Annotated in this window: 15 protein-coding genes and 1 pseudogene; 7 read left to right on the forward strand and 9 right to left on the reverse strand. The window is 51.7% G+C overall.

Annotation, left to right across the window (positions count from 1 at the left end):
* The 4 genes from AEAE_RS05360 to AEAE_RS05375 all read left to right on the forward strand — a co-directional run.
* Nucleotides 1-2,295 (forward strand): ATP-dependent Clp protease ATP-binding subunit (locus AEAE_RS05360; RefSeq protein WP_094690211.1); only part of this gene is annotated, 2,295 nt, incomplete at its 5' end.
* A gap of 209 nt (nucleotides 2,296-2,504) precedes the next feature.
* Nucleotides 2,505-3,404: an alpha/beta fold hydrolase gene (locus AEAE_RS05365; RefSeq protein ID WP_094690136.1), complete on the forward strand. Its 900-nt coding sequence runs from the start codon at nucleotides 2,505-2,507 to the stop codon at nucleotides 3,402-3,404.
* Nucleotides 3,405-3,504: 100 nt separating this feature from the next.
* Nucleotides 3,505-4,278: a hypothetical protein gene (locus AEAE_RS05370; protein ID WP_094690137.1), complete on the forward strand. Its 774-nt coding sequence runs from the start codon at nucleotides 3,505-3,507 to the stop codon at nucleotides 4,276-4,278.
* A gap of 5 nt (nucleotides 4,279-4,283) precedes the next feature.
* Nucleotides 4,284-4,973: a YesL family protein gene (locus AEAE_RS05375; RefSeq protein ID WP_244569650.1), complete on the forward strand. Its 690-nt coding sequence runs from the start codon at nucleotides 4,284-4,286 to the stop codon at nucleotides 4,971-4,973.
* Nucleotides 4,974-5,029: 56 nt separating this feature from the next.
* On the opposite strand, the gene AEAE_RS05380 is transcribed toward AEAE_RS05375, so the two are convergent.
* The 4 genes and pseudogenes from AEAE_RS05380 to AEAE_RS05390 form a co-directional block, all read right to left on the reverse strand.
* The gene (locus tag AEAE_RS05380) at nucleotides 5,030-5,386 is read right to left on the reverse strand and encodes a GNAT family N-acetyltransferase (protein ID WP_094690138.1); all 357 of its coding nucleotides are present in this window, start codon (nucleotides 5,384-5,386) and stop codon (nucleotides 5,030-5,032) included.
* A gap of 81 nt (nucleotides 5,387-5,467) precedes the next feature.
* On the reverse strand, nucleotides 5,468-6,055 hold the full coding sequence (locus AEAE_RS06935) for a GNAT family N-acetyltransferase (RefSeq protein WP_275542016.1): 588 nt from the start codon (nucleotides 6,053-6,055) through the stop codon (nucleotides 5,468-5,470).
* Between the two features lie 75 nt (nucleotides 6,056-6,130).
* A pseudogene (locus tag AEAE_RS06940) lies at nucleotides 6,131-6,985 on the reverse strand (fumarylacetoacetate hydrolase family protein); the annotation flags it as partial.
* A 53-nt stretch (nucleotides 6,986-7,038) separates the two neighbouring features.
* Nucleotides 7,039-7,515, reverse strand: coding sequence for a hypothetical protein (locus AEAE_RS05390; RefSeq protein ID WP_094690140.1), 477 nt, complete (start codon nucleotides 7,513-7,515; stop codon nucleotides 7,039-7,041).
* 342 nt (nucleotides 7,516-7,857) lie between these two features.
* Between AEAE_RS05390 and AEAE_RS05395 the strand changes: the two genes are divergently transcribed.
* Nucleotides 7,858-8,490: a hypothetical protein gene (locus AEAE_RS05395; protein ID WP_158520525.1), complete on the forward strand. Its 633-nt coding sequence runs from the start codon at nucleotides 7,858-7,860 to the stop codon at nucleotides 8,488-8,490.
* Nucleotides 8,491-8,566: 76 nt separating this feature from the next.
* Here the strand turns inward: AEAE_RS05395 and AEAE_RS05400 are convergent, their stop codons facing one another.
* Both AEAE_RS05400 and AEAE_RS05405 read right to left on the reverse strand, forming a co-directional pair.
* Nucleotides 8,567-10,849 carry a glycoside hydrolase domain-containing protein gene (locus tag AEAE_RS05400; RefSeq protein ID WP_094690142.1) on the reverse strand — a complete coding sequence of 761 codons (2,283 nt, stop codon included), beginning with the start codon at nucleotides 10,847-10,849 and terminating at the stop codon, nucleotides 8,567-8,569.
* A gap of 107 nt (nucleotides 10,850-10,956) precedes the next feature.
* Nucleotides 10,957-11,535 carry a sigma factor-like helix-turn-helix DNA-binding protein gene (locus AEAE_RS05405; protein WP_158520528.1) on the reverse strand — a complete coding sequence of 193 codons (579 nt, stop codon included), beginning with the start codon at nucleotides 11,533-11,535 and terminating at the stop codon, nucleotides 10,957-10,959.
* A gap of 188 nt (nucleotides 11,536-11,723) precedes the next feature.
* Here AEAE_RS05405 and AEAE_RS05410 point away from each other — a divergent pair, with 188 nt between their 5' ends.
* Both AEAE_RS05410 and AEAE_RS05415 read left to right on the forward strand, forming a co-directional pair.
* The gene (locus AEAE_RS05410) at nucleotides 11,724-11,999 is read left to right on the forward strand and encodes a type II toxin-antitoxin system TacA family antitoxin (protein ID WP_158520530.1); all 276 of its coding nucleotides are present in this window, start codon (nucleotides 11,724-11,726) and stop codon (nucleotides 11,997-11,999) included.
* Nucleotides 11,990-12,496, forward strand: coding sequence for a GNAT family N-acetyltransferase (locus AEAE_RS05415; RefSeq protein WP_094690145.1), 507 nt, complete (start codon nucleotides 11,990-11,992; stop codon nucleotides 12,494-12,496). The genes AEAE_RS05410 and AEAE_RS05415 overlap by 10 nt, the downstream gene beginning before the upstream one ends.
* 57 nt (nucleotides 12,497-12,553) lie before the next feature.
* Here AEAE_RS05415 and AEAE_RS05420 read toward each other — a convergent pair whose 3' ends face one another.
* The 3 genes from AEAE_RS05420 to AEAE_RS06945 form a co-directional block, all read right to left on the reverse strand.
* The gene (locus AEAE_RS05420; RefSeq protein ID WP_094690146.1) at nucleotides 12,554-13,333 is read right to left on the reverse strand and encodes a YggS family pyridoxal phosphate-dependent enzyme; all 780 of its coding nucleotides are present in this window, start codon (nucleotides 13,331-13,333) and stop codon (nucleotides 12,554-12,556) included.
* A 202-nt stretch (nucleotides 13,334-13,535) separates the two neighbouring features.
* Nucleotides 13,536-14,804 carry a glutamate--tRNA ligase family protein gene (locus AEAE_RS06835; RefSeq protein ID WP_244569659.1) on the reverse strand — a complete coding sequence of 423 codons (1,269 nt, stop codon included), beginning with the start codon at nucleotides 14,802-14,804 and terminating at the stop codon, nucleotides 13,536-13,538.
* 85 nt (nucleotides 14,805-14,889) lie between these two features.
* Nucleotides 14,890-16,152 (reverse strand): lipoate--protein ligase family protein, encoded by a 1,263-nt coding sequence (locus AEAE_RS06945; RefSeq protein WP_158520532.1) that lies wholly within the window; start codon nucleotides 16,150-16,152, stop codon nucleotides 14,890-14,892.
* Between the last annotated feature and the right edge of the window lie 20 nt (nucleotides 16,153-16,172).

Here is a 16,172-nt window from a genome sequence, read left to right on the forward strand (position 1 = left end):
AAGCTTCGCAAGGCTGTACCCTCTATTCGTGGAGGTGCTCACGTCACCAGCCCGGATGCGGAAGGCACGTACAAGGCTTTGGAGAAATACTCCACCGACCTGACCAAGCAGGCACGTGAAGGCAAGCTCGACCCAGTGATCGGCCGCGACCGTGAAATTCGCCGCGTCATGCAAATTCTCGAGCGCCGCACGAAGAACAACCCTGTTCTCATCGGCGAAGCAGGCGTTGGTAAGACCGCCGTTGTGGAAGGCCTTGCCGAGCGTATCGTCTCCGGTGACGTTCCGACCGGCTTGAAGAATAAGCGTCTGGTCGCTCTCGACTTGGGTTCGATGGTGGCAGGCAGCAAGTACCGTGGCGAGTTTGAGGAGCGTTTCAAGGCTGTTCTCAACGAAATCCGTCAGTCGGATGGTAACGTCATCGCCTTCATCGATGAGATTCACACCATTGTGGGAGCAGGCGCTGCCGAAGGCTCGATGGACGCTGGCAACATGCTCAAGCCGATGCTCGCTCGTGGCGAGATCCGCATGATCGGCGCAACAACCCTCGACGAATACCGCGAAAACATTGAGAAGGACCCCGCTTTGGAGCGCCGCTTCCAGCAAGTTTTCGTCGGCGAGCCTAGCGTGGAGGACACTATCGCCATTCTGCGCGGTTTGAAGCGTCGTTATGAGGCTCACCACAAGGTGACTATCGGCGACGATGCTCTTGTTGCCGCAGCAACACTGTCAAACCGCTACATCACCGGCCGTCAGCTTCCTGATAAGGCCATCGACCTCGTCGACGAAGCTGCTGCACACCTGCGCATGGAGCTTGACAGTCAACCAGAGGAGATTGATGAGCTTTCTCGCACTGTCACGCGCTTGCAAATGGAGCAAATGCAGTTGAAGAAGGCCACTGACCCTGCTTCTCAAGAGCGTTTGGAAAAGCTCGAACAAGAGCTTGCCGACACCAAGGAGAAGCTCGCTGGTTTGAATGCTCGTTGGGCAAAGGAAAAAGGCGAACGCGAAAAGGTAGGCGACTTGCGTGCACGCTTGGACGCTGCTCGCGTTCAGGCCGATAAGGCTACTCGTGAGGGTGATTTGAGCACTGCTTCGCGCATTCTCTATGGTGAAATTCCTGAGATTCAGAAGCAGTTGCAGCAAGCTCAAGAGCAAACCTCTGGCACTGATTCCAGCACTGGCAACAGCACTGATTCCAGCGAACACGCTTCCAACGGCGCATCTCAAGGTGCGCCTCAAGAAGAGCCGATGGTTCCTGACCATGTAGATGCGCAATCGGTAGCAGAGATTGTTTCTGATTGGACAGGCATTCCTGTGGGAAGGCTTAACCAGAGTGAAGATGAAAAGCTGCTTCATATGGATGCTGAACTGGCCAAGCATGTTGTCGGTCAGAAAGAAGCAATTGAGGCGGTGGCGAATGCTGTTCGTCGTGCTCGTGCTGGAGTTTCCGACCCGCATCGTCCTACTGGCTCGTTCCTCTTCCTGGGCCCTACTGGTGTTGGCAAGACGGAATTGGCAAAGGCTTTGGCTGGCTTCTTGTTCAATGATGAGAAGGCCATGGTTCGCATCGATATGTCCGAGTACATGGAGAAGGCGTCTGTGTCTCGCTTGATCGGTGCAACTCCTGGCTACATCGGTTATGAGGAAGGTGGTCAGCTCACTGAGGCTGTTCGTCGTCGTCCTTACTCTGTTGTTCTCTTCGATGAGGTGGAGAAGGCAAACCCGGAAGTGTTCAACCTTCTGTTGCAGGTGTTGGATGATGGCCGTTTGACGGATGGCCAGGGTCGCACGGTTGACTTCACGAACACTATTCTCATCATGACGTCCAACTTGGGTGCTGAGTACCTGGTTCGTGACGATATGGATGAGGAAGCGAAGCGCAAGGCTGTGATGGACACTGTTCACGCTCACTTCAAGCCTGAGTTCTTGAACCGTTTGGATGAGATGATCGTGTTCAAGCCTCTGACGCAGGAAAACTTGTCGGCTATTGTCGACTTGCAGGTTGCTCAAGTGGCTAGCCATTTGACGGATCGTCGCATCAAGTTGTCGGTGAGCAAAGCTGCAAAGCAGTGGCTTGCGATGATGGGTTACGACCCTGCTTACGGTGCTCGTCCTCTGCGTCGCTTGGTACAAGTTCAGATTGGCAATCAGTTAGCAACTATGCTTCTGTCTGGCCAGATCCACGATGGCGACACCGTGTTTGTGGACCACACAGCTGACGAGGATAAGCTCACGCTGGTTTCCATGCCTGACGACCCGCTCTCTGCTCAGGCCGTGAACAAGATCGAAAGCTGAGTAAGCCTCACAGCTTTCACTCGCCTGCGCGCGTGAGCTCACAGCGTCGCACGTTTTCAGCTCCCTTCTTTCTCTTCGGGTTACTCCAGAGGGAAATGTGAGGGAGCTTTTTCTTTGCCTCATTTACAATGTTGTACGATAAGGGTTTCGCGGTGCCCTTCCATCAATTCTGCCCGCAGAAGAGAGAAACCTTTATTGAAAGGTGAATTATGCGCTACAACGTTGTAGAGAAAAACGGTTTTACCATTTTCTACCGCGAAGCTGGTGACCCGAACAAACCGGCATTCTTGCTGCTGCACGGTTTTCCGAGCACTAGCCATTACTTTAGAAAGCTCATGCCTATTCTGTCTGAGCATTTCCACGTCATTGCCCCTGACCTTCCTGGTTTTGGTCAGACTATCGAGCCGGAAAGTTTTATCTACTCCTTTGATAATCTGGTGAACTTCACCGAAGCTTTCACCAAGGAGCTTGGCCTGAAGCACTTCTACCTCTACGTTTTCGACTATTCTGTTCCGATTGGCTTTGAGTTTGCCACCCGTCACCCCGATGCTGTGGACGGCATCGTCGTGCAAAACGGTACGATTTACGTCGAAGGTTTAGGCGAACTGTTCACTGAACTCAAGGATTATTGGGCTAACCCTACTCCTGCGAAAAGGCGACGCTACGAACATGCGTATTCAGACAACATTATTCGCCATTACTACGAAATTGGGGAAAAGCCAGGTTCTATCAGCCCCGATGGGTGGTCTTTGGACGAGTTCTATTCTCTGCGTCACCGCAACTTTGCTCACGCTCAGAATGACCTCATCTTTGACTTCCGCTCCAACCTGATGAACTATCAGCGCATGCAAGATTATGTTCGTCACTACCAGCCTCGCGTTCTGGCAATCTTTGGTAAGAATGACCCTGCGTACACAATGCCGGGAGCTTACGCCTTTGCCAAAGACGATAGAAACGCGCAGGTCTTCCCTATTGACGGCGGCCATTTCGCCTTGGAAGCTCATTCTCCTGAAATTGCTGAGATTATCATTCGTGAGTTTGTCAGCCGCGAAGCAGGTGACGCTGTTCACCGCGCTGCCTTGACCTTGGGTGAGGCGACGGAGAGCTAGCCTTTCTCGCATTCCTTGAGATTTTCAGGCCGTTGCCACAGGTTTCAACTTGAGTATTGGTGAGTCTACGAAGCCTCGGGCACAGAAATGAGCAGATGTCATGGTCTATTCCGAATCTTCCGATGAAGCAGTGCAAGCTCTGGTCGACACTTTTGCTTCGGCAACCCCTCCGCGCACACCACGGTGGAAGAGGTGGGCGAAAAACCATCAGGTTGTGCTTGCTGTAGGCTTTTTTGCAACGCTCATCCTCATTGCTGCAGCAATCATTGCCACACTCGTCATCAACTACCACAAGTCTTCTCTCGGTGTTGAAACTCTTGATTTGCAGCTGTCAAGCAAGCAAGTTTCCACTCTGGAAAAAGGCTTAAACCGCAAGATTACCAGCACGCCACAGCTTCCCCAAGTGCATGCAGAAATCCATTCGGAACTTACTTTGACGACTTCTGCTTCCCCGCAATCTACTCAAGATGTCGCTCAATCGGAGAAGCTGTTTGCCATGGTTGCCTCCGGCTCAGTCAACGCTTTCCTGACTCCTTCGAGTAATCTCGACGTCACTGCAGGCAACAAACTTCTCACTCCCATTGCCGAAGTTGCAACGCCAGAGCAAATGCAGGAACTTTCCCAATCTGGGCTGTTACTCGATGCTGAGGGAAAGCTCACGCACGAGCTTTCAACAACAGGTTCACACAAAGCCGTGGCTATTGCTTTGGATACCACTGCAGTGTGGAAAAGCATTGATGGGCCGAAGAATGCCGTGTTTATTTTTGCCAATGTGCAGAAAGGAAAGCAGCTTCCGCGTGCAGCGATGGAATACTTCGCAGGCCTTTCTTCTGCTACTTCCTCGAATGCTGACGATTCTTCCAATTCACAGTGAGGTGAATGATGAGCCGCATTGCTCAGATGTATGAATTTGCGTGCCGCGTGGTTCTTCTTGTTCTCGTGGTTCACATTGCTTTTCTCGTGTTCAGCCTCGCCGGACTGGTAATCTTGGGCGTTTTCCCAGCCTTTTCCGCGACTATCGCGACGTATCGAGCTTGGGTGAGGGACGTGAAAGATCGGCGCTGGAGCGTCAAGCAAACCTGGAAACTCTTCTTCCGTTTTTGGAAAGACGACCTGGTGTGGGCGAATATTCTCGGCTATCCGCTCACTTTGATCGCCGTTTTTCTCTTCGTCGATTACATGCTGGTCAACAACAATTACTTGGGCGCGCCAACGTATGCTGTGTCGGGAATCTTGTTGCTGCTCAACGTGGTGTACTCGCTATTCGCAACGCTCGTGTGGGTTGTTCGCGCGAATTTCGATGAGGATTTCTTCTGGATTCTCAAGCAAACGCTGACTTTGGTCATCGTTCGGCCACTGTGCTCGCTGATGCTCATGATTGTGCTGCTTTTGGTGCTGTTCAGTTACGCGAAATGGCCTGGTTTAGCTCTTGCTTTTGGCACCTCTGTCCCGCTGTTCGCCGTTGTCGTGGTCGTTTATTCTTTCGCCAGATTGCCAGGAATGGATATTCACGTGTTGGAACCCAACCCTAAGTTCGCCAAGAAACGTAACCAGCAGCGCAGCCTGTAAAGTAACCAGCACAGCTCAGATGTGCACACCACATGCTTATTGTGCATACCACGCTGTTAGTTCAACCGTTTAACAAACCAGTGTTGTGAACCAGTGAGCGGGTAATTCTCAATTCTGCCAATCTCGTGATAACCGAAACGAGGGTAGAAAAGCTTGCCTTGGAAGCCAAAAGTGTTGAGCAGAACGTGCCGAGCTCCTGCCTGCTGACCAGCTTTCTCCATACGCTCAAGCAGAAGCGAGCCCCATCCTTGCTGACGGTACTCAGCTGCTACAACAAGGTATTCCACCTCAAGCCACTGGCCAAAAACCTCGCCATACACTCCTCCAACAAGCTTTCCCTGGTCTGTCAACCACACGGCAAGCTCGTGGCTTTCTTTCGTCTCAAAATGGTCGCGGTTAAAGTCACGCAGCATGAGGTGAATGTGTTGCGTCGGAGCTTGAGCATAGCTGTGAGCAAGGTGACAGGATAACTCCAGATTTCCACTGCGCACACTCTACTCTTCAACAGCTGTGCGTTGCGCAAGAAAATCTGCTCGCGTCAGCTGCATCGAGGTAGAGCCATAAGTAAGGCCCGCAAACTCGAATGCTTCACTCTCATACCCCACAGGAAGGAAACCTAGTTGATCGTAGAGTTTGCGTGCTGTGGGATTATGGTCATACACTTCGAGGCTGATCAGGGACAGCCCGCGTTCAAAACCGTAAGCTATCAGAGCACTTAACGCTTCTCGCCCGTAGCCCTGCGCTCGCCACTGTGGGGCAATATACGCGCGAAGGTTGCAACTGTTGGTCTCAGCGTCATAATCGTTGAGAACAACCTCTCCGATAACAACGTCATGGAGGACGATAGCAAACATCGCTCGCTGCTCGTCTGCGGCGAAGCCTTGGTAAGCCTGTTTCACCTCGTCACCAGACCATGGCAGTTGAACACCATGGTCTGTGATGCTCACAGGTACGCCCGTGAGAAGGAGACCATACCAGTCTGTTTTCATGTACTCGTAGAGTGTGAGCCCGTCAGCGACGGTGATTGGACGCAGCACGAGCCGTGAAGTAGTCAGTGGCTGGCGAGGGTGGAAAATGCGCATGTCATTTTCCTTCGCAGGAGAGGTGGGTGCACTGATAATCAAGTCGTCGTCCTCTTCGTCGTCGCCACGTTCAGCGACAACAACATTGCGAAGAGAGCCAATTCCTGCGACTGTGACGACTGCTTCATCACCAGGGTGGAGCTCGCCAGTAGGGTCTGCGCAACCAGTGAGAATCATGTCGCCAGGCAGCAGTGTGGCAAATTGAGAGATGAAGCTGACCTGTTGAGCGATGGAATGGAGAAGGTGGGCAGTGTTGCCTCGTGCTGCAGGCTGATCTTCACCGTTGAGGCTGAAGGAAATGTCAGCATTGGTAGGGTCGAGGTCTGTTTCAATCCATGGGCCAATTGGGCAGGCCGTGTCGAAACCTTTCGAACGCACGAGGAAGGGGTCGTCACCTTTCACGTCGTAAGCGGTGACGTCGTTGACGCAGGTGTAGCCCAGAACGTACTTCAAAGCGTCTTTTTCGCTGACGTTACGAGCCATGCGGCCCATGACCGCGCAGACTTCGGCTTCAAAATGAATGCTTCCTGCCCAGTGTGGGAAAACGATGGGATCATCTGGTCCGCAAATTGAAGTGGACGGCTTCATGAAGAGCAGCATCCGCTCGGCAGGCTCTTCAGCAGTTGAGGCTTGCGCGACTGGCTGCTCACTATCGGCTGGAGCCTGGCCACCAGCTTGTTCGCTGCTCGGTTTGCGGTAGTTTTTCATCACGCCGTACACTTTGGACGGCAGAAGTGGTGCAAGCAGGCGGATTCCTTCGCCCTCTACGGGGTAGCGCTTACCTGTCAGGCTGACTTGTTGGGTGGAGAGCGGGTAGCCGTTGAGTTCGATCAGGTAGTCTTTTCCATCAGTTTTATCGGTGTTCACAAAGGCGTAGCGCGGCTGGCTATCTGCCTTTTCACCGGTTTTCACAAAGCGAGCAATTCTCATGCTTCTCATTCTAGTTGGAACGCTTGGCTAACTGCGAACCTTGGAGATGCACGTCACATATGGGCCTGTGCTAGATGGAAGACCAATGGACGCGTTCCTCCGAAGGAGACGTAGGCTGTCTCTGGGTTTACCGGAATCCCGAATATGCGATCTACTTCAGGCATATCCCACTTCACGAAAATGGAATGCGGGTCGAGTGGAACATTGTCGGGTACAGATTGCTGAATGACTCTCTTGTAGTCATCCATGCTGTTCGCGTTGACGTAAATTCGTCCTCGATAGCGAAATACTGTTATTCGAATCCGTCTTCGGGAGAACATTGCGATTATCGACTGCTGAGGAAGGTATACCACACCGAGTTGCTGCTGTTGAGTCTGTGCTAATCTTTGCGCTGCAGCAACTTGCGGATAGAGAGACGTGCGCCCTGCCATGACGAGCGCCATGAGCTCAAGTATCAAGAGAACAGCAAGAACGCCTCTCAAGGAGTTAGTTTTTCCGTTTTTCTTTTCTGCGACGCGATCAGTAACCATAGCTAACCTTCAGAAGCGGTATTCTTGTTCCATGCCTCATAATACGCGTCAAGCTGTAAAGCCTTCCCTCGCAGCTCACTCTTACTATTCTTCGGTTTTCTGTTGGTGGTTGGGCCTCTTTTTTATGGCTCAAGCCGCTACAGAAGGGTTGGCACTACTCACGTCCCATGAGTTCAGCGAAAGATTATCACTGCTCGAGACTCGTCATTTCCTGGTACTGCCCTCTCGCACGCTGTATTTCTTACTCTGCGCAATAGCTGGCTTCATTGTTTGGCTCGTTTGCTCCCATTATTCGAAGATTGTTCATCGCAGCCAACCGAGACTTTTCTCTAACACGCTACTGTGCAGTATGACAATCTTTATTCTGGGGTTGTGTGCTGCTTCGATTGTTTTCCATACAGCAGCTCTGAGCATAGCTGCGTTATGGATGCACGCTCCGATTATAGTTTCTTAGGAGAAGCGATCATGCGTTTCAATACACAGGCACGTTGGTATTTTTCTCTTTACGAAGCTCGCGCTTTTACTTCTTCTCAAGCGAGACTCGAGCAAGCTCTACGCCTTGATATATCAGGCTTTATTTCACTGTTCTGCGTATTCAGCGGTATCTACTTTATCTCTCCGTACGCATTCTTCCCTCAATGGGAGAATGATGTTGCGAACCACCATGTTTTTGGTGTCATGCTTACAGATCATGTTTTCTTATATAAATTCATGGAATATGTAGCAATAAACTTACTGATTCTCTCTTGGTATGTTCGCTTTGAGGTACAACATACCAAAAAGCGCTTTCACAATCATCATTTCGCCACTTTTGACGAGTTGAACCCTCAATCCGTCATGTTTCCCATCGCCAATTCCTATGGTTTCTTCCGCCCTAGGTGGATGAACATTACGTATTACATGCTTGAGGTATACCTGTTCTATATGACTGCTGTAGCCATCAATCCATTCGCAATGATGAATCTGGTGAAGTAATCACGTGTTGTGTGTCATAGAAAGAGCATCTCTCTACAACACACAACACGAGAAACTGTTCACATAAGTTAACTTCTTATGCGGTTGCTAGCAAAATACCGAGAGCAGCTCCAAGAAGCATCAAAGGCGCTTCTCCGACGATTGGGTTGAATTTCTGTGTATCTACTTCTGATTGTTGAAGGCTTGCGAAAAATTGAATTACTCCTGTGAGCAAAGTTGCAATAACAACTTGAACCGCTGATTGAGAAACGAGAAGTTGTTTTGCTACTTTCTCGAAGTTCAGGGTGTATCCAGAAAAAGTAAACTTGAAGATCACCGAGAGAGAAGTTTGCGCAGATACAGACGATTCTTCGTTTGACGGAAGAATATCAACTGTAACAGCGATATTCGCATATCCTGCTCCAACGGATATCGAGTAGCTCAAGTTACCTTCAGGGATAGCCATGGCAACCTCGTCCAATGTGGAAAGAAGACTATCACTGGAATAAGTCCCTTTCACACCCAGCCGAGAAACTTCAGTGGAGATTTGTTCCTTTGTGTCACTAGAGATTTTCCCAGATTTCATATCTTTATTGACATTGAATTTCTGAGAAAAGATGCCTTCGTGAGAAACGCTATCAGAAATCTCCCCATAAATGTCCAACTTAATTCCTGGAGCAGTAATCGTCCGAACATAGAACTGAGAGTTGAACGTCCATTCCACTCCCAGGAATCGCTGGCTCATTCCCAGTGCTTCAAAGAACTTTTGAGCATACTCTTGCCGAAGTGTTTCACTCGTGTCCTTGAAGCCATCAGAGATTTTGACATACGGCATGGGGAAGAATTCCTGAGTACCTTTGTCTCGTCCAGAATAAGCATCACGGTCGAGGTCAAAAGAGTACTCTCCCTTCGAAGAATCAAATTCTCGGAACTGGTCAAATGCCCAATTCTTCGGCAATGGATACCCAAGGTTTCCAGCGAACCCCGTGGAAAGGTCACCCACAAAGGAAAGGTCCGTATAGCCCAATTCATGCATGCGAGTGCATAGCAGACGGGTACCATACACGCCTACTCGATACTTACGAAGGTTGCTACTGCTATTAAAGAAGAGCCTGATTTCGCGGAAATAGCGCGCAACGAATGAGTTGATTTCATACTCATACATATCGCTGTCTACTGCGAAGTAGATTACCGTTCCTTTGGTAAAACCACAACGAAGAGCTGCTTCAATAGCACGCTGAGCATCCTTATATCCTTGAGATTCAACGAAATGGCTCTTCTTTTCACCTCCATCTTGGTAAATCGGGAACACAGAAAGCCCTGCAGCCATCAAAGAGGAAATCTCATCAGGCGTGAGAGCCTTACTCACTTGTTTCTGCAGGGCTTCATTCCATACAAAACCAGTGAGGTAACGGCCAACGTGGGTATAGCCTGACTGAACAAGCTGCTTTGCCTTTTCATCATCAAGAATCGTGGCACAATCACAAGCTTTACCTTCTCTGTCCGGGTTTCCTGTTGAAACAAAGAGGCTCATCCAAGTATCAATATCAAAGCGATTGGTTTGAGCTAAGCCATAATCCTTCTGGAACTGAAGGAGCGCAGTATATACATCACCATTCCAGTGCTCTGCATCAATTTCCACAGGATACTCATTGCACACGAGCATTGCTTGAGCAAGCCAAAGCCATTCAGGGTAGTTTTCAGCGTTTAATGCAGAGATCGTCAGCAGGTGAGCTTTGGTGCCACTGCCAAAATATCCTGTAGCATCATCAGGAGAATAGCCTTCCAACGACTGCAATACCTGAATCAGTGCAGTATTCATTTGACGACCATACACACCATCACAAGGGATGATGCCCGTATACCTGCGATATTGAGCATTCACATGCTGCTGAATAATACGAAGCTTATTCCCTTGATCCGTGTGATTCACAAGTCGGAACTGATCCATGCTCAATAGTGACTTCATCACTTCAAGCGTGACGACACCATCAGCTGCAATATTCATATCCCTCTGCAGGTTTTCCACGCCAGCCTGGGTACCGCCATAGAAATGTTGAGTAATGTCCGAAGCACCGGTCGAATAACCTTTGCACCACAATGCGCCTTGGATGATGGCGTAAACATTAGATTCGTTCTTATCTGAATCTGCTTGCGCATGAATTCCAGAAGGCCAACGACTCATAAACAAACGCTCAGTTGACGGGCCAAAATTATCAGCTGTTTGGCTGATTCCCAATTCAATCTGGAGGGCCCTGGTCAAAGCCCAGATGGTATCCCGTCCTGTATGACCATTTTCGTCAACATAGCCGAAGTTCCTGTGTTGCCGATATGTTGAGTTGAGCCATTGTTGAGTACGAAGTACCATTTCGTCAGTCATATGTAAGCCTTTCTGTAGACGTAGGTTGACTGGAGAGAACTGATGCCCTCTCACTATCACTGCCGCAACATTGAGGTTTGTTAACCGTCTATCAGAAAAGAATTTTCTTAATCACAGGAAAAGGAAATTCCAGCATCTTGTTTTCGCATTTCACGCAGCAAAGTTGCGAGCGCGCGCGAATGCTGCCGAGAAATCGCTGCTCGAGAGACCCCTTTTTCTCTACTTATCTCAGCTGCTCGTTCTCCTTCCCAGTAGATTGCTCGGAGAATTTCCTGTTGCTCTTGAGTGAGTTGAGGAAACACAACGAACATTTCATGAAGAAGACTGGTAATCCTTTCTCTTTCCTCTTCGCGTTCCAGCATTTCAAGAGGGTTAAGACTCTCTTTATCTGCAATGGGGCCAGCTACTTCTTCTTCAGCTTCAAACGAGCACAGAGCAACTCTTCCCTTTAAATCTGTCCGAAAAAAGTGATGGCAGGCACGTTCCTCTTCAGCCCATATTTCATGAAGAATTTCTTCAATGCGACGAGGCGGGATCTGAGAAAGCGCGCAATGTTCCTGTTGAGCGCGTATACGTCGATCCTCTTCAATAATGACTTGTTCTTCACCATCACTGAGGTCGAAACTCTCAGTAACGGACTTGTTTCCGCCGCTGGGAGCTTCATATTTTAATTGAATACGGCTCAACTGCTTCCCTTCCTTCTTCGAACATCTGTTCGATATCATAGCTAACAGTGTTCGCCGTATTCTTATTCCCGGTCAAGGCCCCTTTTGTTAAGTCAACCGCATCTAGCTACATCACTGACATGTTTGCCCTTTATCGCACCACCTTCTTCCAGACAAAAATGTACGTCATTGTGATGTACAATTTTCATATGACAAACACACATGAATCACCCCATACTTCGCGCATCAACATGCGGCTGAGCAGTGAACAGCGCGAAATTATTGATAAAGCTGTAAAGCTCAAGGGTATGACCCTTTCTCAATGGGCTATTGAGCACCTTGTTGAAGATGCTCAAAGCGAGATTGAGCAACAAACGATTCGATATATCTCCAACGAGTCTTTTGAAAAGTTTCTCGAACTTCTCGATGAGCCACCATCAAGTGCTGCTCAAGCACTTTTGGAAAGAGCCCCGGAATGGCTGTGAAAGATCAAAGGTTCACTAAGCCTCGCAAGCTGGAGAGAACTGACAATCTCGAAGAGTTCTCCTGCGGTGTCATCGAAATCGATGATTGGCTTCATCACAGAGCATTCTCATCACTGAAAAGCGACGCTGCCATCACGTACCTTTCCTTCAGCGAATCGGGAAAACTCGCGGGCTTTTATAGCCTCAGTTCATACAGCATTGCTCGACATCGAGTCCATGGCTGGCTAGCCCGGAATACGCCACTACAAATTCCAACAATCCTTCTCGGCCAGCTAGGAGTAGACCAAGAGTTTCAATCTCAAGGGCTCGGCTGGAAACTCCTTCACAATGCCGTCCTACGGTCTCTATCAGTGGCTTCCCATGTAGGCTCACGCGCTCTCGTCGTAGAACCTGTATCTGAATCTGCAGCGCAGTTTTACCATCGCTTCGGTTTTGAAGATTTACCAGATACAGGATTGCTGTTTTACAAGCTTGTTCCATCCTCGCATCATGCATAACTCACTAGCGACCAATGCAATACAGACTTCAACCCGTCTGCAAGCGACTTCGAAACGTTAAATAAACGCGCGCGCCCCGAAAATACCCGTGCCAATGCGCAGCTGAGTAGAGCCTTCAGCGATGGCCCAAGCGATGTCGTGAGTCATTCCCATGGAAAGCTCCGTGCAGTGTTGCGTTCCTGGCTGCTCGGAAGTGACAATCTTGTCGCGTAAGTCGCGAAGCGCGGCAAAGCCAGCCCTGACGCGCGACTCGTCAGAAACGTGAGCTCCCACCGTCATCAAACCGGCGAGTTCAACACCTTCCGTCGCCGCAATGGCGAGGGCTTGCTCGTAGGCTTGAGCGGGATCGCACCCCGACTTTGACATTTCGCCCGACTCGTTGACTTCGAGGAACACTTTCTGCGCTGCACCGGTAATTCCACGTGAAACAAAACGCTGGCCGATCTGAGCCGCCTGCTGAGCGCTATCGACAGATTCGATGGTCGAGACGATGCCTAAAACCTTGTTAATCTTGTTTTTCTGCAGCTGGCCAATGAGGTGGTAGTCGACGCCCAGCTGCTCGATGTCACTAGCCAGGAGGGGCGCTTTGATCTGGATTTCCTGCGGCCGGTTCTCGCCGATCGCGCGAATTCCCGCGTGGAGAGCCACTCGAATTTCGCCGACATCGCGAGTTTTCGTAGCCGCCAAGATTGTCACTTCGGATTCATCTCGACCGCTCGCTGCACACGCCCGTGCAACCTCGTCGCGCACGCGCGCCACACCATCGCGGATTTCCTGCTCGCGCTGTGGTGTAATGACCTCGTTCGTCAGATCCTTGTGCTCCAAATATGCGACCATCGCTCCTCCTCAGGCCTCTAGCCTACTTTTCGCGCCGGATGAGTGGCAGCGCCGGCGAAATGAGGCCTACCGCGCGTAACCGTCTCCATCGCCTGGAGCACACCATCTTGTTCGCCACGACGGTCCAAACTCGCCTTCATCCACACGACGGGCCGACACAGCCCGTGTCGCCACGACGGCTCCACCCCTCACATCGTGTTGCTCACAAACTGATGGAAAAGCGCACTTCAAGGTCGGCTGGGTCGACGGTGCGGTCCTGCTCTCCCGCTTGGCGCAACGCTTTCGCCAGATTTTCAGCTTGGAAGGATCGGTATTGTTTCACGAGATCATCTGCACTGATATCTTGACCATCCCCGATGCCCAAAATCCCAGCAATGTAGCCCAACACCGCTTCGGGCTTAACCCCTTTGGATCGCAAAGTGGCCAGTTCGAGGTCCTTATCACGCTTGGCCAACCGCTTTCCTGCCGCATCCGTCAGCAGCGGAATATGCCAATATTGCGGGTTTCTCGCCGTAGGGCTTGCCTGTTCGCGCATATCACTCTCACCGTTCGCACCACTCTCAACGCGCGCTAAGACCTCACCACGCTCGCTTTCTGAGCGAACATCACTCTCACCGTTCTCCGAACTCGAATGCGGCATGTCAACAGCATTGCTGGCGAGAAGAGCTTGACGAATCCAGATTTGCACCGCGGTAGAGCGATCAAGATCGCGCCCGCGCACAATTTGATTCACCCCTTGGGCGAGGTCGTCGTACACAACGACAAACTGGTAGGCGTAATGTCCGTCTGCGCGTTTGACAATCGTGTCCCCCACATCCGTGGTGAGGTTCCACTTTTGTGCCCCGCACAAAACATCGGTGAACCTCACCACGCTTTCCGGGCATGTGCTCGAGGTCGGCACAGCAATGCGCAGGCTGTGTTGCCGCAGCTCGCCAGCGATGCCCTTGCGGATTTCTCGCGCTGTGCGCGGGCGAGCTGCAGGCCGCGGGTCTGCCACGAGCTCGCCGTCAGGCGTGAGCCTTCCGCCGCTCTCGTGGGAGTAATGTCGACAGATCCCTGGGTAAATCACGAAACCATCCCCGCGTTGAGGCGCGCTGGCCGCGCGAATATCCGCCCTCGAGCAGAAGCACGGGTAAATCAAGCGATCCGAGCCCAATGCAGGCAATTGTTTCACATCAAACTCTATGAGCTGTTTCATCGCCTCGCGGTACAGCTCCGTGCGCTGCGACTGCCAGATTGGTTCACCATCCCAATCCAATCCCAGCCAGGAAAGATCATCCATAATCCAGCGGTCTGCGTCGGGCATCATGCGCTCGTAGTCGATGTCCTCAATGCGCAAAACGATAGATCCGCCAGCTGCTCGGGCGGCCAGCCACGCCAGCAGCATGGCTGCGATGTTACCGAGGTGCAAGCGCCCTGTGGGACTGGGTGCGAAGCGCCCGACGATAGGGCTGCTCACCTGCTCACTCATTTCACTCACACCTACTCCTCGCTGGTCATCAAACTTCCGCAACCGCCTTCACTCAGCTTCCGCGCGCGGCCTGCTGAGCGAACGCTCACGCGATTCGGCCGGTCCACTGAGGATTACTGTACTTGCTCTGCGCGAGTTCGCGAGCCTCTTTCAACACATCTTCGGGCAGCTGGTATGAGCGCAAACCCGGAACGAACTCATGTGCGTAACGGGCCATCGCTTCCATAATTTCGCGCCTGCTCATACCTGATTGGCTTTTCATCGGGTCGACGCGCTTCGCGGCAGACTTCACCGCGTGCGCGGCAAGCTTTTCCTGGTGTGGTCGCAAAACTTGCGTCATGGCAACCGCGTCGATGTCGTAAGCCATGGTCGTGTGGTGCAGCACCGCTCCCGGTAACACGGAACCCGGCACTCCAGCTCCCGCTTCACTCTTGGGGTACCTTCTCTGCGCAGCGCCACCGATCTTGCCAGCCGGGCTCACCACATCGTTCAAAGGTGCGTGCGCGGCCTTAATTCCTACGCTTCGCAACGCTCCAATCGCCCACGCCTCGCACAGGCGGTACGCATCTTCAGAGTTCAAACCTTCAATAAAGTCACGGGGAACAGTCAGCGAATAGGTGATCGTGTTGCCTGGCTCGACGAACATTGCCCCGCCGCCGGTAATGCGCCGAACCACTGTGATTCCGCGCTCACGAGCCGCTTGCATGTTGACTTCTGCGCTCAGCGACTGGAAAAGCCCAATAATCACGGCCGGGCTTGCCCACTCCCAGAAGCGAATCAGCGCCGGCATCTCGCCCTTCCTGGTCCGCTCGGCAATCACTTCGTCGACGGCCATCTGCATCGCGGGCTCAAAAGGCTGCTGGGCGGAAGTCTGCGGCTCAACAATGGCTAAATCGAGGGAATTCCAGCGCCTCTTCAGCTCGTCCCAGCTCAAGTTTGACGATGTGAGATTACCAGTATCGAAAGCATCCTGAGGCAAGCCAGGCTTCTTTCCTGTGCCCGCTTCACTCGCCACACTCTCTTGAGCCTGTTCGCCCACAAGCTTTCCCGCTGCTCGGCGCACAGCCAGTGCCAAAGCTCTCGCATCCGTGCCTTCCAGATGCAGATTGGCAGGGATGGCTGCTGCAATGCGTTCCTGATAATCTTGAAGGCTCCATGTGAGGGGCAAGCCGGAAAGTGCGTGCTCCACAGGGGTGAGGCTGGCGTCACCGCCGAGATCGTCGTCGGCAAAGAAGTCGCCGTCGAAACTCACCTCGCTGATGACGGGCGTTGCCAGGCTTTCCGCGGCAATCGTCGCTGAAATGAGCTTGCCATCGGGTTGCTTGTACGAACCGCGTGCACTGACCATCGTCTCTCCTCTCGCCCGGC

Source organism: Aeriscardovia aeriphila (assembly GCF_002259595.1).
Lineage (GTDB): Bacteria > Actinomycetota > Actinomycetes > Actinomycetales > Bifidobacteriaceae > Aeriscardovia > Aeriscardovia aeriphila.

Bases quoted from the DNA above. Each gene is read 5' to 3' on its own strand.
- AEAE_RS05365 (WP_094690136.1), top strand. From the start codon at position 2,505: ATGCGCTACAACGTTGTAGAGAAAAACGGTTTTACCATTTTCTACCGC.
- AEAE_RS05370 (WP_094690137.1), top strand. From the start codon at position 3,505: ATGGTCTATTCCGAATCTTCCGATGAAGCAGTGCAAGCTCTGGTCGAC.
- AEAE_RS05375 (WP_244569650.1), top strand. From the start codon at position 4,284: ATGATGAGCCGCATTGCTCAGATGTATGAATTTGCGTGCCGCGTGGTT.
- AEAE_RS05380 (WP_094690138.1), bottom strand. From the start codon at position 5,386: ATGCTGCGTGACTTTAACCGCGACCATTTTGAGACGAAAGAAAGCCAC.
- AEAE_RS06935 (WP_275542016.1), bottom strand. From the start codon at position 6,055: ATGCGCATTTTCCACCCTCGCCAGCCACTGACTACTTCACGGCTCGTG.
- AEAE_RS05390 (WP_094690140.1), bottom strand. From the start codon at position 7,515: ATGGTTACTGATCGCGTCGCAGAAAAGAAAAACGGAAAAACTAACTCC.
- AEAE_RS05400 (WP_094690142.1), bottom strand. From the start codon at position 10,849: ATGACTGACGAAATGGTACTTCGTACTCAACAATGGCTCAACTCAACA.
- AEAE_RS05410 (WP_158520530.1), top strand. From the start codon at position 11,724: ATGACAAACACACATGAATCACCCCATACTTCGCGCATCAACATGCGG.
- AEAE_RS05415 (WP_094690145.1), top strand. From the start codon at position 11,990: ATGGCTGTGAAAGATCAAAGGTTCACTAAGCCTCGCAAGCTGGAGAGA.
- AEAE_RS05420 (WP_094690146.1), bottom strand. From the start codon at position 13,333: ATGGTCGCATATTTGGAGCACAAGGATCTGACGAACGAGGTCATTACA.
- AEAE_RS06835 (WP_244569659.1), bottom strand. From the start codon at position 14,804: ATGAGTGAGCAGGTGAGCAGCCCTATCGTCGGGCGCTTCGCACCCAGT.
- AEAE_RS06945 (WP_158520532.1), bottom strand. From the start codon at position 16,152: ATGGTCAGTGCACGCGGTTCGTACAAGCAACCCGATGGCAAGCTCATT.